Source organism: Pseudorhodobacter sp., from assembly GCF_034675685.1.
In the GTDB taxonomy this organism is placed as follows: Bacteria; Pseudomonadota; Alphaproteobacteria; order Rhodobacterales; family Rhodobacteraceae; genus Pseudorhodobacter.
Genome location: NZ_JAUCDA010000016.1, coordinates 420,893 through 439,863 on the forward strand (window position 1 = coordinate 420,893; position 18,971 = coordinate 439,863).

Below are 18,971 nucleotides of genomic sequence, written 5' to 3' on the forward strand. Positions count from 1 at the left end.
TGCGTGGTCAGCCTTTGGCGATGGGCAGATCATCATACATGCCCCATTCCGCCCAGGATCCATCATAAAGCGCGTGATTGCGGTGGCCGATCCGTTCCAGCGCAAGGTTCAGGATTGCGGCCGTTACACCCGATCCGCAGGTGGTGATTGCGGGTTTTGACAGGTCAATACCAGCCGTTTCAAACGCGGCTTTCAAGGCTGGCACCGCCTTCAATGTGCAATCGCCGTTGAGCAGATCAACAAAGGGCAGGTTCTTGGAATTGGGAATATGGCCCAAACGCAGGCCGGGGCGCGGCTCGGGTGCCTCGCCCATGAAGCGGGCAGCGGCGCGGGCGTCGATAATTTCGGTTTCTGCCAGCTTTGACGCCTGCGCGACCTGGGTTACGTCTTTCACAAGGCCGGATTGGCGCTGCACGGTGATGTGGCGATCACGGACCATGGGGGGCATATCTTCAACCTCATGCCCTTCGGCCTGCCATTTCGGCAAGCCGCCATCCAGCACGGCGATATCCATCTTGCCCATCAGCCGGAACGTCCACCAGACGCGGGCGGCAGAAAATACCCCGGTGCTGTCATAGACCACCACCTGATGCCCGTCACCGATGCCCATCGCGCGCATGCGGCTGATGAATTTTTCCACCGGCGGGGCCATATGCGGCAGTTCGGACCTGTGGTCTGCAATCTCATCAATATCAAAGAAACGCGCGCCGGGGATATGGGCGCTGGCATATTCGGCCTTGGCATCGCGCCCGGTGGCGGGCATGTGCCACGAGGCGTCTATGATCCGCAGATCGGGGTCGTTGATATGTTGGGCCAACCACTCGGTTGAAACCAGCGTTTTAGGGTCATCTTGCGGTGCGGGGGTCATGTTCAGGCTCCTGATCTGCACGGCTTGGGTATAGCGGATAGGCAGGGTGAGGCAAGGCCAGAGGCGCCGCAAACCGTAAATCTGCGCAGGCACCACAGTGGCCGGGCCAAAGAATCGCGGGTTATTGGTGGTTTTGCTTCATCAGCCGGGCTTTTTGCCGATCCCAATCGCGCTTGGCCGAGGTTTCGCGCTTATCCGCGCTTTTCTTGCCCTTGGCGATTCCGATCTTCAGCTTAACCTTGCCGCGTTCGTTGAAATACATCTTCAGCGGCACGATCGTCATGCCCTCACGCGCGGTGGCGTTCCAAAGGCGTGACAATTGCTTGCGTGACACCAGCAGCTTGCGCTTGCGGCGTTCTTCATGCCCCCATGTCTTGGCCTGCAGATAGGGCGCGATATAGCCGTTGATCAGCCACAGTTCACCCTCTTCGACGCTGGCATAGCTTTCCGCGATATTCGCGCCACCCTGCCGCAGCGATTTCACTTCCGAGCCATGCAGGATGATTCCCGCCTCGATGTCGTCTTCAATCGCGAAATCATACCGCGCGCGGCGGTTTTCGGCGATGAGTTTGGAATTTGGGTCACTGTGTTTTACCATGGTTTCCATCAGATAGGGGCTGACGCGGCAACTGTCCAGATGCGCGCGGGGGTGCGTTTACGATTGGCGCGTGGATTTGGCATCGGAATCGCCGTTTTCCAGATCGCCCGCTTGGCGTGCCCTGCGCCCCCGCAGCAGGGTATAGATACCCGACCCCACGATGATAGCGCTGCCCAAAAGGGTGGCGGCATCGGGGCGCTCGGCAAAGACGATCACACCGAGGATCAGTGCGAACAACAGGCGGCTGTAGCGAAAGGGCGTTACCAGTGATACTTCGCCCACGCGCATCGCTGCCGTCAGGGCGTAGTACCCGGCCACACCAAAAAGGGTTGCGGCCCCAAGGGCAAAGCTGGCAGGACCATCGGGCATCACGGCGCCGCCGGTCCACATCAGCAGGCCGGCCCCGGTTGGCACCATCATCGCAAAGCCGTAAACTCCAAGCGTCAGGTTTGACAGGGTTTTGGGCGCGGCGCGGGTTGCCAGATCGCGCCCGGCAAAGCCCAGCGTTCCAAGCACCGCCAGAATCGACAAGGGCGTAAAACCGGCAAGCCCCGGACGCAAGATGATCAGCACGCCCACAAACCCCGCCATGATCGCAGACCAGCGCCGCCACCCCACCTTTTCACGAAACACCAAGGCCGCGCCCGCCACCACGACCAAAGGCGTGGCCTGAAGGATCGCCGAGGCCGAAGACAGCGGCGTCAGCGCAATGGCTAGCGTGTAGAACAGACGGCCCATTACCTCAAACACCGCGCGGATCAGAATTGGGGGGGACAGAATATCGGGGCTTAACAATCGCGCGCCCTGCGATTTCGCAAGGATGGCAAAACAGACCATCCCCGCGCCGCCAAAGATCATCAGAATTTGGCCAACCGGCACCAGCTGCGCGGCGGTTTTCAAAAACATGTCCTCGACGGCAAAGCCCGCCATTGCGGCAATCATCAACAGGCCACCGCGCAGATTGTTGTTCATGGTCGGGCCTTTTATGGAATGCGACCCTGTTTAGGGTGCTGCCAGCCAATAGGCCAGTGCCGCTGCGCTCTTTTGCCATTGGCAAACGCGTCAGCACCATTAGGCAAAGAAAAACCCGGCCAGAGCCAAAGGGCGGGCCGGGTTTGTTGTATCAGGCGGGTTTGTTGTTTCAGGGGGGCTGGGCTCAGTTGATCAGCCCGGCAAACCGCATGGCGGCATCCATTTTGGCCTTGGCGCCCTCGGTCAACCCGACAAGCGGCAAGCGCACCTCATCCGAGCAATGGCCAAGCACAGACAGGCCGTATTTCACCCCGACCAGACCCGGCTCAATAAAGATCGCCTCATGCAGCGGCATCAAACGGTCCTGAATTTCCAGCGCCAGCTTGTAATCACCTGCCAGCGTTGCTTCCTGGAATTGCGCACACAGGCGCGGGGCGATATTGGCCGTGACGGAAATGCAGCCCACCCCGCCATGGGCATTATACCCAAGTGCTGTGGCATCCTCGCCCGAGATTTGCAGGAAATCCTTGCCGCAGGTGATGCGCTGCTTTGGTACCCGTGCCAGATCGCCGGTGGCATCCTTGACCCCGATGATTCGCGGCAGCTTGGCCAACTCGCCCATCGTGGCGGGTGACATATCAACCACTGAACGGCCCGGAATGTTATAGATGATGATCGGCAGGTTGCAGCATTCATGCAAGGCGGTGAAATGCGCAATCAGGCCCGCTTGGGTCGGCTTGTTGTAATAGGGCGTCACCACAAGGGCGGCATCTGCCCCGACGTTTTCCGCATGCTGGATCAATCTGATCCCTTCTGTGGTGTTGTTTGAACCGGCCCCGGCGATCACCGGAAGGCGGCCCGCTGCAGCTTTGACCACTTCTTCAATCACTTGCCCATGTTCGGCATGGCTTAGCGTCGGGCTTTCGCCAGTGGTGCCAACAGGGACAAGGCCGTGGCTGCCCTCGGCGATATGCCATTCAACAAGTTTTTTAAGCGCGTCAAAGTCAACTTGGCCGTTCTTGAACGGCGTGACCAGGGCAGGCATAGACCCTTTGAACATGGTGCGCTTCTCCTCTTGCGAATGGGCGGGCTGATGAGTCGCCCGTTGGTTTCCGCGTCTTCCTAGCGCTATGCGTGGCGCTTGCCAAGTCTGGGCCAAGTCTGGCGCAAACTTGCCAGGGGGCGGGCAAACACGCGCGGATGTGAGTTGCGCCTTGGCGGCCACAATGGCAAGTTAAGGGTTATGAAAACAGCACGCCCCCCCCGCCTTGCCCCATTCCTGCGTATTTGCGGGATTTCGCTTTTGTTGCTTGGGTTTGGCCCGGCCAGCATGGCCCGCGCCGATGCCACAAGTGATTTGCGGGGGGCCCTTGCCGCGGCAGAGGCGCGCGATTGGGAAAAGGCACTTGGCTTGGCCCCGATGGGCGTGGCGCGCGATATCATCGAATGGCAGCGGCTTCGCGCCGGGGACGGGGTGCTGGGCGATTATGAAGGCTTTCTGGCGCGTCGAAGCGATTGGCCCGGCCTGCCGTGGCTGCACCAAAAGGGCGAGGTGGCGGTGGCCCGCTCTACCACCCCCAGCCGCGTGATCGGCTATTTCAAAAGCGATAAACCTGCGCTGGCGGAAGGGGCGATTGCGCTGGTCAAGGCTTATGCGGCGATTGGAAATCCGGATGCGGCGGCAGCCGAGGCACAGCGCGCCTGGGTGCAGCTGCGGTTTGATGCGGTGTCACAGGCCGAAATGCTGGGGCTGCAAGGTGCGGCGCTACAAGCGGTTCATGCCAAGCGGCTGGATATGTTGCTTTGGGCGGGGCGCGAGGCGGAGGCGTTGCAAATGCTGCCCCTGGTTTCGCCGGGTTTGCAAGCGCTGGCCCGTGCCCGGATCGCCCTGCAAGGCATGAAAGACGGGGTTGATGGCTTGATCGCGGCCGTACCGCAGGCCGAGGCGGGCAATGCAGGGCTGGCCTATGACCGCTTTGTCTGGCGCGCACGCAAAGGCAATGTCGATGGTGCGGTATCGCTGATTCTTGAGCGGTCCATTTCACCCGCTGCCCTTGGCCGACCCGCTGCCTGGGCCGATCGACGGGCGCGCCTGACCCGTGATCTGGTGCAGGTCGGGCGGATGCAAGAGGCGTATAAAGTTGCCGCCTCGCATCACCTGACCGAAGGCGGCGATTATGCCGAGTTGGAATTTTTGGCCGGCTTTATCGCATTGCGCAAGCTGAATGACCCGATGACCGCCCGCCGCCATTTCCAACATCTCAAACAAGGGGTCAGCACCCCGATCAGCCTGAGCCGTGCTTTGTATTGGGAAGGCAGGGCCGAGGAGGCGCTGGGCAACCTCGCCGCCGCCCGCGTGGCATTTGAAGCGGGGGCCAAGCACCAAACGGCCTATTACGGGCTGCTTTCGGCAGAAAAGCTGGGCCTGGCGCTGGATGCGGCGCTGTTGTCTGATGCGGGGCCTGCGGATTGGAAAACAGCGGCTTTTGCGAAATCTTCTGTGCTGGAGGCGGCAAAGCTGTTGCTGGCTGCCGGTGATCTGGATTTGGCCAAACGCTTTGTGCTGCACCTGGCCGAAGGTTTGGGGCCGGTTGCCCTTGACCAGCTTGCCGATTTTGCCTTGCAAAGCGGTCAGCCGCATATTGCGGTGCTGGTGGGCAAACAGGCGGCGTCACGCGGGGTGATCTTGTCGCGGGCCTATTTTCCGGTGGTGGGTTTGGTGCCTGACGGGCTTGCGGTCAGTCGAGCATTGGCCCTGTCCATCGCGCGGCGGGAAAGTGAGTTCAACGTGGGCGTGATCAGCCCCGCCGGGGCGCGCGGATTGATGCAGGTGATGCCGGGAACTGCCAAGCTGATGGCCGAGAAAACCGGCAAACCCTATGCGCTTGGGCAATTGACGCAAGACCCGGCCTATAATGTCGGTCTTGGCGCGGCCTATCTGGCGCAATTGGTCGAGGAGTTCGGCCCGGCGGTCGCCCTGATCGCATCAGGCTATAACGCCGGGCCGGGCCGTCCGCGCCGTTGGGTCACCGAGTTTGGCGACCCCAGGCAAGACGGTGTGGATGTCGTCGATTGGGTTGAAACGATTCCCTTTGGCGAAACCCGCACCTATGTAATGCGTGTGGTGGAATCGCTTGTGATCTACCGCGCCAAGCTGCGGGGGGCAGTTGGCGCGGTCAATGTCAGGTCCGAGCTGACCGGACGGTAGGACCAGCAGTTTTCGAATTTTCGACGAAAATTCAGATTTTTCGTCGAAAAATCGAAACTGCATCACTGCTTGAGCGAGGCTGCGCGTACCTGGCTCAAGGATTGGCCGGTCGTCAGCATATCGGGGTCAAGCTTCAATTCGATAACGGCCAATTTACCGCTGGCTTGCGCGCGGGCAAAAGCGGCCGGGAAATCTGCCTGATTGCTGACCGTTTCACCATGCCCGCCATAAGCCTGTGCAAGCGCTGCAAAATCGGGATTGGCCAAGTCGGTGCCAGAGGGGCGGCCCGGATAGTGGCGTTCCTGATGCATCCGAATCGTGCCATAGCGGCCATTATTGGCAACTATCACGATCGGTTTGGCTCCATGTTGCACGGCTGTTGACATCTCATTACAGGTCATCTGAAAACAGCCATCGCCTGCCATGCAAACCACGGTCTTGTCCGGGTTTTGCAAGGATGCCGCAACCGAGGCGGGAAACCCATAGCCCATAGAGCCAGAGGTGGGCGCAAGTTGGGTGCCAAACTGCCGGAAACGGTAATAGCGATGCAGGAAGGCGGCATAATTGCCCGCGCCATTGGTCAAGATGCTGTCATGTTGCAGATTGGCCGCAAGCCACGCCACGACCTGCTCCAGCTTTACCGCGCCGGGTGTTGCAGCGGGGGTTTGCCATGCCTCATAGTCCTTGCGGGCCTGTGCTGACCAATCGGTCCAGTCGCCTTTGCCGGAAGTTTCGGCAAGCGCTGTCACAATCTCGGCTGTGGGGGCTGCAATCGCAAGGGCTGGATGAAATACGCGGCCCAATTCATCCGGGTCGGCATGAATATGCAAAATGCGCGGGCCGGGGCGGGTAGGGTCAAGGATCGCATAGCCATCGGTGGCAATATCGCCCAAACGCGCCCCCAGCACCAACAAAGTATCCGCCTGCGCCAAGCGCTGGCCCAGTTTCGGGTTCATCCCGACGCCCAAATCCCCGGCAAAAAGCGGATGGTCATTGTTCATCCGGTCTTGACGGCGAAAGGTTACCGCGACCGGCAAGTTCCAGTTCTCGGCAAACGTGGCCAGGCTTTCGGTTGCGGCTTGCGACCAGCCGGGGCCACCCGCAATCACCAAAGGGCGTTGCGCGGTGTGCAGCGCTTCGGTGATGGCGGCAATCTGGGCTGCACTTACCGCAGCAGGGCGCGGCGCGGGCGCGGGCAGGTCGGCCACATCGGCATGGCCCGAAAGCATATCTTCGGGCAGGGCCAGAACCACCGGGCCGGGGCGGCCCGAACAAGCGACATGAAATGCGCGGCTGATATATTCGGGCAGGCGTTCGATTTGATCCACCTCTGCCGTCCATTTCGCCAGGGTGCCAAAGACGGCCCGGTAATCCACCTCTTGAAACGCTTCGCGGTCCCGATGCGCCCGTGCGATCTGGCCGACAAAGACCACCATCGGCGTGCTGTCTTGCTTGGCAATGTGGATGCCGGCGGATGCATTCGTGGCCCCAGGCCCGCGCGTTACAAACACGACCCCCGGCTTGCCGGTCATTTTGCCCTGCGCCTCGGCCATCATGGCTGCCCCGCCTTCCTGACGGCAGACGATATTCTCGATTCCGCTGTCATGCAGCCCATCCAGCGCGGCCAGAAAACTTTCACCCGGAACCGAAAATACGCGTGTGACGCCTTGGGCCACCAGTTGATCTACCAAAATTTGCCCGCCGTGCCGCATGAGTGTTCCTTTCCGAAGCTGTGTTGCGGCTGACACTGCGCTGACGCGGCTTTTGGTTCAAGGGGGGAAGGCGCAAGTTCTTGGTTAAAGGTTTGCGTCAATGCGAAAGTCGTTCGGGATTGTATCGCGCCCCTCCAAGACCAGGTCAGCCATTGCTTCCGCAATGCCAGACGCCATGCCAAAGCCGATTTTGAACCCGCCATTGGCGATGAAATGGCCGGGTCGGTTGGGCCAGGCGCCCAGCATCGGTGCCCGACTGCGGCTGCGTGGGCGGATGCCGGCCCAGCGTTCTACCACGGGTGCATGCGCAAGGCAGGGCAGGGCCGCGCGGGCTTTGGCGATCAGGACGTCAAGCTGCGCATCGGTGCTGGTCGCCTCCTCCCAGTAGCGCTCGGATGTAGAGCCGATTGCGACCGTGCCGTCACCATGGCCGATAACATGCAGCCCATCGGTGAAAATCTGCGGCAGCGTTGCCGCTTCATAGCGGAATGCAGCAGCTTGCCCCTTGACGCCGCTGCCAACCGGCCGCGCACGCCCCTGTGACATCTCGATCAGCCCGGCATAGCCGGTTGCCCAAACCTGCGGCCCATCTGCTGCGCTTTGTGGGCCGATACCCACATCAGCCCCTTTGGCCTTGATCGCTGCCAACAGCGCAGCCCCTGCGGCCCGCGGATGCAAGCGCGCCGTCAGCGTGTCATGGACCAGCCAGCCGCTTGGGCTATGCGGCTCCCAATCAGCCCCGGTGGCGGCGATAACCTGCCATGCAGCGCGACCTTGCCAAAGGGTTTTGGCGGATTGCGCGCGGGTCTGTGCCAGGGCCAGGCCTGCCTCATCCATGATGGCCTGCAAGCGGCCTGTGCGCCGGTAAAGCGGGTCCACGCCCCCCACCGATTGCACCTTGTGCCACCAGCTTTCAGCCTCCAGCAGGCAGTCAAGCTGAAAGGCTTTCTTGCTGTTCCAAAGTTCCGGCACATGCGGGGCCAGCGCGCCGACGATGCCGCCAGAGGCCCCCGCACCGGGATGCGCTATATCAATCACGCGCACCTTTGCGCCGCGTCGGGCCGCTGCCCAGGCAATTGACAGCCCAAAGATGCCCGCGCCATGTACTGTCAAATCTGACGTTGCCATTTCCGGCCCCTATGCCCATTGTCCCCCGCGAACCCTTTCCATAGGCGATTTGACTGTGCCCGACCAGAGGCCCCTACAGACCCAGCCCGAAACGCAACCCATGTTGGAATGGCGCGATGGGGCATTGCCGATCTCGACCCAATTCGATGACCCTTATTTCAGCCTTGCCAACGGGTTAGAGGAAACCCGGCATGTGTTTCTGGCCGGAAATGGCCTGCCCGCCCGCCTGCGCCCCGGTTTTCACATCGCCGAGCTGGGTTTTGGTACCGGGCTGAATCTGTTGGCCACGCGGATTGCTGCGGGCGATATACCCATCCGCTATACGTCGTTCGAGGCGTTTCCGATGGCCGCCGCCGATATCGCGCGGGCCTTGCAGGCCTTTCCCGAAGCCGGGGCGGTGGCGGGTGACTTTCTGGCGCATTGGGCCACGGGCGCGCGGCAGTTCCAACTTGGCGCAATCTTGGTCGAGGTGATCATCGGTGATGCCCGCACCACCCTGCCCGCATGGCAGGGCCGCGCCGATGCGTGGTATCTGGATGGCTTTTCCCCCGCCAAAAACCCCGAACTGTGGAACGCGGCGCTGATGGATCAGGTTGCACGGCACACGGCCCCCGGCGGCACATTCGCCACCTATACAGCGGCAGGTTTCGTGCGCCGGGGCTTGCAAGCTGCCGGTTTTGCGGTAGAGCGGCGCAAAGGCCACGGCCACAAGCGCCATATGGCCACAGGAGAAATGCCAGCAAAAATGTCAGAAAAAATGTCAGAAAACCTATCAGAATGACCGTTCAAAATACCCGCCTTGGCATATGGCTGATGATCGCCACCGTTTTTGTTTTTGCCGTGCAAGATGGGTTTTCGCGCTATCTGGCCAGTGGCTACAGCATTTTCATGATTGTGATGGTGCGCTATTGGGTGTTTGCAATTTTTGTAACGACCCAGGCGGCATTGAAGGAAGGCGGGTTGCGCAGGGCCGTGCGCACGCGCCACCCCTGGCTGCAAATCGCGCGGTCGGTTCTGTTGATCGCAGAGATTTGCGTGATGGTTTTGGCCTATACGCGGATCGGCCTGATCAACACGCACGCGATCTTTGCGGTTTGCCCTTTGCTGATTGCCGGGCTTGCGATGCCGATTCTGGGCGAAAAGGTTGGTTGGCGCAGATGGACGGCGATTGTCATCGGGATGGTCGGCGTTGCGATTATCTTGCAGCCCGATGGCGGCGTGTTCTCACTTGATAGTTTCCTGCCGCTGATCAGCGCGTTCATGTTCGCGCTTTACAGCCTGCTGACGCGACTGGCCACGCGCGATGAACCTGCGTTCATCTCATTCTTTTGGTCGGGCATTATCGGCTGTGTGTTGATGACGGCTATCGGGCTGCCCTACCTGACCGTGATGCCCGGCTTCGATCTGTTGATGATGGGAATTTATTCGTTCCTTGCGCTGTTTGGCCACTATCTTTTGATTCGCAGCTATTCGATAGCCGAGGCAAGTGCGCTGCAACCCTTTGCCTATTTGCAGATTGTCTTTGTTACCGCCATCGCCATGACCGTGTTTGATGAGGTGCTGCGGCCAAACGTGATTATCGGCGGCGGGATAATTGTTCTGGCAGGGTTGTTTACGGTGATCCGCAGCCGCCAGAAAAATCAGGGCAAGGGGCTGCGCGTGTCGCAGCGGTGACAGTTCAGACCGTGTCAGGCCAAGATGGGGGCCTTGGCTGCCCCCCGTCGCGGCATTATAGCGCCTTGGTAAAGACCAAAGAGGTAGGGCTGTCAAAACCCGGATGGGTGGTGGCGCCTGTCTGCTCAAACCCAAGCGCGAAAAAGATGGCGTGGTTTTCGACCAACTCGATTCGCGATTGCAGTTCCAGCGCCGGAAGACCAAGGGCACGGGCCCGTGCCTCGGCATGGTTAATAAGGATATGGGCATAGCCTTTACGCTGCCAGCGCGGATCTACCGACAAGCGGCCCAGATGCAGCGCATGCGGTTTCGGGGTCAGCACCATACAGGCGCGCGCGGGGCTGCCGATCACCCAAACCTCGCCTTTGTGGGTCGCCAGATCTTTTGCGGTCATCTTGTTCAGCGAGGTTGGCGGATCAATCCGCCCTTCCATCCCCGCAAATGCCCGCCTGATCAGCGCAAACAGCGCATCCCAGTCATAAGGTTCTTGCGGTTGAAACGGGGTCATTGTGCTTTCCTTTGTCGCCACGACTTTCTGTATCTGATTGCGTCCGGTCAAGTGGTTTCAACAGGTTTCAACGGCCCCAACCTGTTTTTGTCCGATGGCCGTGATTGCCCAAATTGCCCCGGCCTTTTGGCCCCCTTGGGCCGCGTGCAAAAGGCCCGCATCTGCCATGATGGCCCGTTGCGTCAACGCATGCTGGGTTCTGTCGGCGTGATCTTGCCAAGATGTTGTGGATAAGCTGCCAATGCCCCCATGATGCAGGGGGTTAACGGGTTGACACATAGCGTGATGGCACAGACCATCGCGGCGCACACAGAATCATCGGTAGCAAAGCTTTGCGTTTCAACCGCCTCCGTCTCAATGGCTTCAAAAGCTTTGTAGATCCCACGGATTTGATCATCCATGAGGGGCTGACTGGCGTGGTTGGCCCCAATGGGTGCGGTAAATCCAACCTGCTGGAGGCGCTGCGCTGGGTGATGGGCGAAAACCGCCCTACGGCGATGCGTGGCGGCGGGATGGAAGACGTTATCTTTGCCGGCACCTCCAGCCGCCCCGCCCGCAATTTTGCCGAGGTCGCGCTGATCATCGACAACCAGGACCGGCTTGCCCCTTCGGGTTTCAATGAGGCCGACACGATCGAGATTACCCGCCGCATCACCCGCGATGCAGGCTCGGCCTATAAGGTGAACACCCGCGACGTGCGCGCCCGCGATATTCAGATGCTGTTCGCTGACGCCTCGACCGGCGCACATTCCCCCGCGCTGGTGCGGCAAGGCCAGATTGCCGAGCTTATCAACGCCAAGCCCAAGGCACGGCGCCGGATATTAGAGGAAGCCGCGGGAATTTCGGGCCTTTATCAGCGCCGCCATGAGGCAGAGCTGCGTCTGAACGCAACGGAAACCAACCTGGCGCGGGTGGATGATGTGCTGGACGCCCTGGCCAGCCAGCTTGGCACGCTTGCCCGTCAGGCCCGTCAGGCCGCGCGCTACCGCGAGATTGGCACCGAGTTGCGGCGTGCCGAGGGTATGTTGTTGTTTCGCCGCTGGCGCGAGGCAGATATCGCGGTGAAAGAGGCTGAAACGCTGCTGCGAGAACGTCTGATTCAGGCGGGCAAGGCCGAAACCCTGTCCCGGCTGGCACAAGGCACCCGTGCCGCCGCCGAAAATGCGCTGCCGCCCAAGCGCGAGGAAGAGGCGATTGCGGGCGCTGTGTTGCAACGCCTGACCGTGCAGCGCGACACCTTGAACGATGCCGAAACCCGCGCCCTGCAAGCTATCGACACGCTGCGCGGCCGCATCGACCAGCTTACCCGCGATATGGAGCGTGAGTCGGGTCTGAACCGCGACGCACAAGACACAATCGAGCGGCTTGACTGGGAGGCCGAACAGCTTGCCCGTGCTGCCGATGGCCATGACGACAAACTGGCTGCGGCTGCCGAGGCCGCGCGGGAAGCGGGTGCCGTGCTGACCGAACGCGAAGCCGGCATGTCGGATATGACCGAAGACGTCGCCCGCCTGGCAGCCCGCCACCATTCGGCGGGCCGCTTGCTGGCAGATACGCAAAGCATGGTTGAAAAGGTTGAAAACCAGACGGCGCGCGCCAAAGAGGCGTCGGTTGAGGCTGTGGAGTTCGAGGCCAGCTCTGCCGAAGCCTATGAGGCCGCCCAGATCATCCAGGAAGAGGCAATGGCGCTGGCCGAGGCCACCGAGGAGGCGCTGCTGAGCGCCGAAGAGGCCCGTGCCGAGGTGCAAATCCGCGAAGCCAACGCCCGCGCGATGCGGTCCGAGGCCGAGGGCGAGGCCAACGCGCTGCGCGCCGAGGTATCCGCCCTGGGTCGGTTGGTGGACCGCGAAGCTGCGGCGGGCTCGCAGGTGCTGGATCAATGCGCGGTAGAGCCGGGGTATGAGGCCGCCCTTGGGGCTGCGCTTGCGGATGATCTGCGCGCCCCTGCGGTGGCGGCTGATGCGGTTTCGGGCTGGGTTGTGTTGCCCGGTTATGACGAGAGTGCAGCCCTGCCTTTGGGGGTTGCGGCGCTGGCGGATTGGGTCAGGGTTCCCGCAGTGCTTGGCCGCCGGATAGGGCAGATTGGGCTGGTGGCGCGCGCGCAAGGGGCCGCCCTTCAGCCCGCTTTGCGCCCCGGTCAGCGTTTGGTCAGCGTTGAAGGCGATCTTTGGCGTTGGGATGGGTTTCGCGCGGGGGCGGATGATGCGCCTTCGGCCGCTGCCTTGCGACTGAAGCAGTTGAACCGGCTGGTGCAGCTAAAGCGTGACCTTGAAGATGTGGCGGCGCGCGCCGATGGTGCAAAGCTGGCGCATGAAGCGTTGCAGAGGCAGGTCTCTGACCTGACCCGCGCCGAACAGGCGGCCCGCGATGCCCGTCGGGCCGCCGATGGCCGCGTCACCGAGGCCAACCGCGCGCTTGCACGTGCCGAGGCAGATCGTTCCATCGCGGGCGGCAAGCTGGAAGCTGCGCGTCTGGCCGTGACCCGCTATGATACCGAGGCAACCGAGGCCCGTGCCGCCCTGCGCGATGCCAGAAATACGGTAGAGGCGCTGCCAGATCTGGCTGCCGCACGGGCCACGGTGGAGGCGCTGAAAACGACTGTCGAAGCCGCGCGGATCACGATGATGACACGGCGCTCGGCGCATGATGAATTGCGGCGCGAGGGCGAAGCGCGGCTGAAGCGCCGGCAAGAGGTAACCAAGGAAATCTCGGGCTGGCGGCACCGGCTGGAAACGGCAGAAAAGCGCAATCAGGAACTGGCCGACCGTAAGGCGCTGACCGAGGAAGAGTTGGAAGATGCCCAAGCTGTGCCCGAAGACATCGCACTTCAGCGGGAAGAGCTTGCCGATGCGATGACGCAGGCCGAAATCCGTCGCGCCACTGCTGCCGATGCTTTGGCCGCAGCGGAAACCGCCCTGCGAGAGGCGACCATGCAAGAGCGTGAGACCGAGCGGTTGGCCGGCGACGCCCGCGAAGCCCGCGCCCGCACCGAGGCCCGGCATGAGGCCGCCGTGGATGCACGCGACGCAGCCGCCTTGCGGATCCAGGAAGAGGCAGAAGTTGCACCCGCCAAGCTGTTGGAAACGCTGGATGCCGACCCGGACACTATGCCCGATGTGGCGCATCTGGAAACCGAGGTGAGCCGCTTGAAGCGCCAGCGCGAGGCTTTGGGTGCGGTGAACCTGCGCGCCGAGGAAGACGCGAAATCGGTGCGTCAAGAACATGACACGCTGGCATCCGAAAAGAATGATCTGGAAGAGGCGATCAAAAAACTGCGCAGTGGCATTGCCGGCCTGAACCGAGAAGGGCGCGAGCGGCTTTTGACGGCGTTTGAACAGGTCAACACCTCATTCGGGACGTTGTTTTCGCATCTGTTTGGCGGTGGTGAGGCGCGTCTGGTCCTGGTAGAATCGGACGACCCGCTGGAAGCAGGGCTGGAAATCATGTGCCAGCCGCCGGGCAAGAAGCTGGCAACCCTGAGTCTGCTTTCGGGGGGCGAACAAACCCTGACAGCCATGGCGTTGATTTTTGCGGTTTTCCTTGCCAATCCAGCCCCGATCTGCGTGCTGGATGAAGTGGACGCGCCTTTGGATGATGCCAACGTGACCCGGTTTTGTGACCTTTTGGATGAGATGGCCCGCAGAACGGAAACCCGTTTTCTGATCATCACCCACCATGCCGTCACAATGGCCCGGATGGACCGGCTGTTCGGGGTCACCATGGCCGAGCAAGGGGTCAGCCAATTGGTCAGCGTCGATCTGAAACGGGCCGAAGCGATGGTGGCTTGATCGGCACACAGGGGCGGTCATCGCCAAGCGCAACCGACGCCCGCGAGAGGCGGTCAAGGGCCGGGAACGGTTGTCGGGAAACGAATGAAGGAAAATGGTGTCCACGGCGGGATTCGAACCCACGGCCCCAGGATTCATACCACTTCGACTTTCGCCGCCGCCCGATCGGGCGTTCGTGGTCTGGACTGTCCCTTCACCCTAGGCCGGTTGGCCCGTAGGTGCTGCCCTACCAGTCTCTACACCTTCCCTTTTCAGGGCTTGGCTCGGGATCGGCAAGGTGCAAGCCGCACCGTAGCGTTCCCCGAATTTGAGCAGATCCGTTGCGCAGTTTCCAAACACAACGCCCAATTTGTTACCAGGAATCCTGTGCTCTATCCAGCTGAGCTACGCAGACGCATTTTCCTTCTGCGGTTTTCATACACTGCTCTGGGCGGTTCGGCAACATCGGACCGGATCGGTTTGCGCGCTTGCGTGACGGGGCAGGCAGGATTGGCGGCGGGAAGGGAGGGGGAGGCGGGGCGATAAGCGTTAGCGATACCAAAAAGTGATAGACAGGCTTGGACAAGCCGAATCTTTGGCAGTAACGTCGAAATATGTCCCAATCAAAAGGCCGATCAACGGTGACCCAAGTAACCCGCACTGACTTACGCCGCCCATTGACCCTACGTGATGTATCAGAAGCCTCTGGCGTGTCAGAGATGACGGTGAGCCGCGTGTTGCGCAGCCGGGGGGATGTGTCGGAGGCTACGCGGGAACGGGTGCTTTTGGCAGCGCGGACCCTGGGCTATGTGCCGAATAAAATCGCGGGGGCGCTGGCCAGTCAGCGCGTGAACCTTGTGGCGGTCATTATTCCGTCTTTGTCGAACATGGTTTACCCCGAGGTCATGACCGGGATTTCGCAGGTGCTGGAAGATACCGGATTGCAGCCGGTTGTCGGGGTTACGCATTATCAGCCCGAGCGTGAAGAATCCGTGCTGTATGAAATGCTGTCCTGGCGGCCCTCGGGGGTGATTGTGGCTGGGTTGGAGCATACCGATTCGGCGCGTGCCATGCTGGAAAATGCCGGCATCCCCATTGTTGAGACGATGGATGTGGACGGGGTGCCGGTTGATTCGGTGGTTGGGATTTCGCACCGGCGCGCCGGGCTGAAAATGGCCCAGGCGATACTGGCCGCCGGGTATAAGAAAATCGGTTTTCTGGGCACGATGATGCCCGATGATCACCGCGCACGAAAGCGGTTGGAGGGGTTGGAAGAAGGGCTTGCTGAGGCCGGGATCAGCCTGGCTGACCGAGAGTTTTATTCAGGTGGCTCTGCCTTGCTGAAGGGGCGTGAGATGACGGCCGCAATTCTGGCGCGTAGCCCGGATCTGGATTTTCTCTATTACTCCAATGATATGATCGGGGCAGGGGGGTTGCTCTATTGTCTGGAAAAGGGCATCGACGTGCCCAATCGGCTTGGGCTTGCCGGATTTAACGGGGTGGAGCTGCTGGACGGTTTGCCGCGACGTTTGGCAACGATGGATGCCTGCCGCCTGGAAATCGGTCGCACGGCAGCGCAGATCATTGCCGGGGTGCATCCTGGTGGTTTGATTGGCGGCGAGCGGGTCGAGTTGTCGCCGACGCTTGATTTGGGCGATACGATTCGGCGATAGGATTTTCTTGGGGCTGCGTGAGAGTTTTGCCAAAGCGCCGGCGGCGGCCGGGGCAAGGGGGGCTGTCTGCCCCCCAAACAGCTTTGCGAGACGCAAAGCTGACCCCCCGAGGATATTTCAACCGAACAGAAAGCGGTATGGCGTTTCGATTTCGCCGTGAAGCATCAGGCCGCGGTCTGGGATTCGGGGGCAAATCGAAAGGCGTTAGGCCAGCAACTGTGTTGCCAAGACGCCTGTGACAGGTGCCGTGATGATCTGCCCCTCTGGCTGGTCGGTCGTGAAAAGAACTTCGGTGAATTGCTCGGTTCGGCCCATGCGGGGGCTTTCCAGCAAAATATGATGGGTTTGGCCGATCTGGGCCACCAAATGCCGCTGCAAGGCCAGGTCACCCATGGCGCGCAACCGGGCGGCGCGGGATTTGATTTCGGGGCCTCTGACGGGGGGCATGCGGGCGGCGGGGGTGCCTTTGCGGGCGCTGTAGGGAAAGACGTGCAGAAAGGTCAGGTCGCAGTCACTGACCAGTTTCAGTGAGTTTTCAAACATTTCCTCGGTCTCGGTCGGGAAGCCTGCGATGATATCGGCGCCAAAGACCATATCGGGGCGAAGTTTGCGGGCCTGTTCGCAAAACGCAATGGCATCGTCGCGCAGATGGCGGCGTTTCATCCGTTTCAGAATCATGTCATCGCCGGCTTGCAGGCTGAGGTGCAGATGCGGCATCAGGCGGGGCTCGGTGGCGATGGCTTGCATCAGGTTGTCATCGGCCTCGATCGAATCAATCGAGCTGATGCGCAGGCGGGCCAGATCGGGGATCAGCCGCAAGATCCGCATGACCAGATCACCGAGGCGGGGCGTGGCGGGCAGATCGGCCCCCCAAGAGGTGAGGTCAACACCCGTCAGCACCACCTCTTGAAACCCCTTGTCGACCAGCCGCTTGATTTGGTCGATCACCACCCCGGCAGGGACGGAGCGGGAATTGCCACGGCCATAGGGGATGATGCAAAAGGTGCAGCGGTGGTCGCAGCCATTCTGGACCTGCACATAGGCGCGGTGACGGCCAAAGCCGTCGATCAGATGGCCTGCGGTCTCTTTTACCGACATGATGTCATCGACCATCACCTTTTCGGTCACGCCGATCAGATCGGGGGCGCGCAGGGTTTGCCAGGTTTCGGCCTGCATCTTTTCGGTATTGCCGATGACGCGGGTCACTTCTGCCATGGCGGCAAAGGTTTCGGGTTCGGTTTGCGCTGCGCAGCCTGTCACGATCACCGCCGCGCCGGGGTTTTCGCGGGCCAGTTTGCGAATCTCTTGTTTGGCCTTGCGCACGGCTTCGGCGGTAACGGCGCAGGTGTTGATGACGACGGCACCGGACAGGCCAGCGGCCGCAGCCAATTCCTTCATGGCTTCGGTTTCATAGGCGTTCAACCGGCAACCGAGGGTGGAGAATATGGGGGCTTTCAAGACGGGGGTGCTCATGTGTTTGCGGCCAAGAATTCGGGTGGCAGCATGCCGTCGAAGACATGCGCCACGGGGCCAGTCATCCAGACGCCATCGTCGCGCCAGTCAATCTCTAGCTCGCCGCCATCTACGGTTACCCGCACGCACCGCCCGGTCAGGCCGCGCAGATGGGCGGCCACCCCCACCGCACAAGCGCCAGAGCCACAGGCCAGCGTAACGCCGGCCCCGCGTTCCCAAACACGCATGCGCAGATGGTCGGGGGCGATTACCGACACAAATTCCACATTGGTTTTTTGCGGGAACAGCGGATCACCCTCAAATCGGGGGCCATCGGTTTGAAGCGCGACAGTTTCGGCATTGGGCACGAAGAACACGCAATGCGGGTTACCCATACCAACGCCAACCGGATCGCCGGGCAGGGGCAGATATAGCGTATCCACCGCATGTGACAGCGGAATTTCGGCCCAATCAAGCTGCGGTGCGCCCATGTTGACCGAGACGAGGCCATCGGCGCGGCGCAGCGCAGAGAGGCTGCCGCGTGCGGTCAGCAGGCTGATGCGGGCCTGCCCGGTTTGCCGCATCACCAGATCCGACACGCAGCGGGTGGCATTGCCGCAAGCCCCTGCGCGGCTGCCATCCGCGTTCCAGAAGTCCAGCGTGAAATCGGCCCCCTGCGCATCGCGGATTTCGGCCAGTTGGTCAAACCCAACGCCGCGATGCCTGTCACCCAGCGCCCGCGCAAGCGCAGGCGTCACCACCGCCCCGCGTGTGCGCGAGTCGATTACAACGAAATCATTGCCCAGCCCATGCATCTTTACAAAAGCGAGGCCGCGAGGGGGAGTTATGCGATTCATTCCGCGCCTATACGCCAGCGAACAAGTTTTTGCCAGAGAGTCGAAAAATATGCTTTTTTGCGCTTGACCCTCCGCGCCATAGTTTCTAGGTAGCACCCAGTGTGGGCCGGTAGCTCAGTTGGTAGAGCAACTGACTTTTAATCAGTAGGTCTCGGGTTCGGATCCCGACCGGCTCACCATTAATTTCAAAGGTTTGTGATCCGTCAGGTCTTGCGGGCCGTGGCGTTAAGGTTGTGTCATTTCAGTCACAGTTTTTGCCCTTTGGGTCTTTTTTGGTTTTCCGAAGGGGGAAGCGGCTGATTTTATAGGGTTGTTTGCGGGCAAACCAAAATCACCAATATGCAAGGCGATCCCGACCGGCACTACCGGACAGTTTTGGAAAGCGACAATCCGCATATCGAAACGCAGACGACCGCCTTGGCGCGTGTCTATCAGGGTGCAAATTTGGCCCGCTGTGTATAGACATCGCAGTTTGGCGGAGTCCCCCGAGACAATGCGGCTTTTGCAAACTCCCGCTTCTCTGGCCCCCGCGCCAAATCGCGCTTCAGACGACG

Annotated in this window: 15 protein-coding genes and 1 tRNA gene; 6 read left to right on the forward strand and 10 right to left on the reverse strand. The window is 61.1% G+C overall.

Going from position 1 to position 18,971, the window contains the following annotated elements:
• Positions 1-7: 7 nt before the first annotated feature.
• The 4 genes from sseA to dapA form a co-directional block, all read right to left on the reverse strand.
• Positions 8-868: a 3-mercaptopyruvate sulfurtransferase gene (gene sseA, locus VDP61_RS13485; RefSeq protein WP_323007378.1), complete on the reverse strand. Its 861-nt coding sequence runs from the start codon at positions 866-868 to the stop codon at positions 8-10.
• A 121-nt stretch (positions 869-989) separates the two neighbouring features.
• Positions 990-1,466, reverse strand: a complete 477-nt coding sequence (gene smpB / locus VDP61_RS13490) for an SsrA-binding protein SmpB (RefSeq protein ID WP_323007379.1) — start codon at positions 1,464-1,466, stop codon at positions 990-992.
• Positions 1,467-1,523: 57 nt separating this feature from the next.
• Positions 1,524-2,438 (reverse strand): DMT family transporter, encoded by a 915-nt coding sequence (locus VDP61_RS13495; RefSeq protein ID WP_323007380.1) that lies wholly within the window; start codon positions 2,436-2,438, stop codon positions 1,524-1,526.
• Positions 2,439-2,622: 184 nt separating this feature from the next.
• Positions 2,623-3,498 (reverse strand): 4-hydroxy-tetrahydrodipicolinate synthase, encoded by an 876-nt coding sequence (gene dapA / locus VDP61_RS13500; RefSeq protein ID WP_323007381.1) that lies wholly within the window; start codon positions 3,496-3,498, stop codon positions 2,623-2,625.
• 183 nt (positions 3,499-3,681) lie between these two features.
• Here dapA and VDP61_RS13505 point away from each other — a divergent pair, with 183 nt between their 5' ends.
• Complete coding sequence (locus tag VDP61_RS13505; RefSeq protein ID WP_323007382.1) at positions 3,682-5,646, forward strand: lytic transglycosylase domain-containing protein; 1,965 nt, start codon at positions 3,682-3,684, stop codon at positions 5,644-5,646.
• A gap of 62 nt (positions 5,647-5,708) precedes the next feature.
• Here VDP61_RS13505 and VDP61_RS13510 read toward each other — a convergent pair whose 3' ends face one another.
• The gene (locus tag VDP61_RS13510; protein ID WP_323007383.1) at positions 5,709-7,358 is read right to left on the reverse strand and encodes a thiamine pyrophosphate-binding protein; all 1,650 of its coding nucleotides are present in this window, start codon (positions 7,356-7,358) and stop codon (positions 5,709-5,711) included.
• 84 nt (positions 7,359-7,442) lie between these two features.
• Entirely contained in the window at positions 7,443-8,486 is a 1,044-nt protein-coding gene (locus VDP61_RS13515) for an FAD-dependent oxidoreductase (RefSeq protein WP_323007384.1), read from the reverse strand.
• A gap of 100 nt (positions 8,487-8,586) precedes the next feature.
• Between VDP61_RS13515 and mnmD the strand changes: the two genes are divergently transcribed.
• Positions 8,587-9,267 carry a tRNA (5-methylaminomethyl-2-thiouridine)(34)-methyltransferase MnmD gene (gene mnmD, locus VDP61_RS13520; protein ID WP_323007553.1) on the forward strand — a complete coding sequence of 227 codons (681 nt, stop codon included), beginning with the start codon at positions 8,587-8,589 and terminating at the stop codon, positions 9,265-9,267.
• Positions 9,264-10,160 (forward strand): DMT family transporter, encoded by an 897-nt coding sequence (locus VDP61_RS13525; protein ID WP_323007385.1) that lies wholly within the window; start codon positions 9,264-9,266, stop codon positions 10,158-10,160. The genes mnmD and VDP61_RS13525 overlap by 4 nt, the downstream gene beginning before the upstream one ends.
• 55 nt (positions 10,161-10,215) lie before the next feature.
• Here VDP61_RS13525 and VDP61_RS13530 read toward each other — a convergent pair whose 3' ends face one another.
• Both VDP61_RS13530 and VDP61_RS13535 read right to left on the reverse strand, forming a co-directional pair.
• Positions 10,216-10,668, reverse strand: coding sequence for a GNAT family N-acetyltransferase (locus VDP61_RS13530; protein ID WP_323007386.1), 453 nt, complete (start codon positions 10,666-10,668; stop codon positions 10,216-10,218).
• 182 nt (positions 10,669-10,850) lie between these two features.
• The gene (locus VDP61_RS13535) at positions 10,851-11,069 is read right to left on the reverse strand and encodes a hypothetical protein (protein WP_323007560.1); all 219 of its coding nucleotides are present in this window, start codon (positions 11,067-11,069) and stop codon (positions 10,851-10,853) included.
• Between VDP61_RS13535 and smc the strand changes: the two genes are divergently transcribed.
• Both smc and VDP61_RS13545 read left to right on the forward strand, forming a co-directional pair.
• A complete protein-coding gene (gene smc / locus VDP61_RS13540; protein WP_323007387.1) occupies positions 11,001-14,456 on the forward strand; it encodes a chromosome segregation protein SMC in 3,456 nt (1,151 codons plus the stop codon). The genes VDP61_RS13535 and smc overlap by 69 nt on opposite strands.
• 593 nt (positions 14,457-15,049) lie before the next feature.
• The gene (locus VDP61_RS13545; RefSeq protein ID WP_323007388.1) at positions 15,050-16,108 is read left to right on the forward strand and encodes a LacI family DNA-binding transcriptional regulator; all 1,059 of its coding nucleotides are present in this window, start codon (positions 15,050-15,052) and stop codon (positions 16,106-16,108) included.
• A gap of 204 nt (positions 16,109-16,312) precedes the next feature.
• Here VDP61_RS13545 and mtaB read toward each other — a convergent pair whose 3' ends face one another.
• Positions 16,313-17,581, reverse strand: coding sequence for a tRNA (N(6)-L-threonylcarbamoyladenosine(37)-C(2))-methylthiotransferase MtaB (gene mtaB, locus VDP61_RS13550; RefSeq protein WP_323007389.1), 1,269 nt, complete (start codon positions 17,579-17,581; stop codon positions 16,313-16,315).
• On the reverse strand, positions 17,578-18,417 hold the full coding sequence (gene dapF / locus VDP61_RS13555) for a diaminopimelate epimerase (RefSeq protein WP_323007390.1): 840 nt from the start codon (positions 18,415-18,417) through the stop codon (positions 17,578-17,580). Before dapF ends, mtaB begins: the two co-directional genes overlap by 4 nt.
• Before the next feature lie 103 nt (positions 18,418-18,520).
• Between dapF and VDP61_RS13560 the strand changes: the two genes are divergently transcribed.
• Positions 18,521-18,596: transfer RNA gene (locus VDP61_RS13560), tRNA-Lys, on the forward strand.
• Positions 18,597-18,971: the final 375 nt, after the last annotated feature.

Bases quoted from the DNA above. Each gene is read 5' to 3' on its own strand.
- sseA (WP_323007378.1), bottom strand. From the start codon at position 868: ATGACCCCCGCACCGCAAGATGACCCTAAAACGCTGGTTTCAACCGAG.
- smpB (WP_323007379.1), bottom strand. From the start codon at position 1,466: ATGGTAAAACACAGTGACCCAAATTCCAAACTCATCGCCGAAAACCGC.
- VDP61_RS13495 (WP_323007380.1), bottom strand. From the start codon at position 2,438: ATGAACAACAATCTGCGCGGTGGCCTGTTGATGATTGCCGCAATGGCG.
- dapA (WP_323007381.1), bottom strand. From the start codon at position 3,498: ATGTTCAAAGGGTCTATGCCTGCCCTGGTCACGCCGTTCAAGAACGGC.
- VDP61_RS13505 (WP_323007382.1), top strand. From the start codon at position 3,682: ATGAAAACAGCACGCCCCCCCCGCCTTGCCCCATTCCTGCGTATTTGC.
- VDP61_RS13510 (WP_323007383.1), bottom strand. From the start codon at position 7,358: ATGCGGCACGGCGGGCAAATTTTGGTAGATCAACTGGTGGCCCAAGGC.
- VDP61_RS13515 (WP_323007384.1), bottom strand. From the start codon at position 8,486: ATGGCAACGTCAGATTTGACAGTACATGGCGCGGGCATCTTTGGGCTG.
- mnmD (WP_323007553.1), top strand. From the start codon at position 8,587: ATGTTGGAATGGCGCGATGGGGCATTGCCGATCTCGACCCAATTCGAT.
- VDP61_RS13525 (WP_323007385.1), top strand. From the start codon at position 9,264: ATGACCGTTCAAAATACCCGCCTTGGCATATGGCTGATGATCGCCACC.
- VDP61_RS13530 (WP_323007386.1), bottom strand. From the start codon at position 10,668: ATGACCCCGTTTCAACCGCAAGAACCTTATGACTGGGATGCGCTGTTT.
- VDP61_RS13535 (WP_323007560.1), bottom strand. From the start codon at position 11,069: ATGGATGATCAAATCCGTGGGATCTACAAAGCTTTTGAAGCCATTGAG.
- VDP61_RS13545 (WP_323007388.1), top strand. From the start codon at position 15,050: ATGTCCCAATCAAAAGGCCGATCAACGGTGACCCAAGTAACCCGCACT.
- mtaB (WP_323007389.1), bottom strand. From the start codon at position 17,581: ATGAGCACCCCCGTCTTGAAAGCCCCCATATTCTCCACCCTCGGTTGC.
- dapF (WP_323007390.1), bottom strand. From the start codon at position 18,417: ATGAATCGCATAACTCCCCCTCGCGGCCTCGCTTTTGTAAAGATGCAT.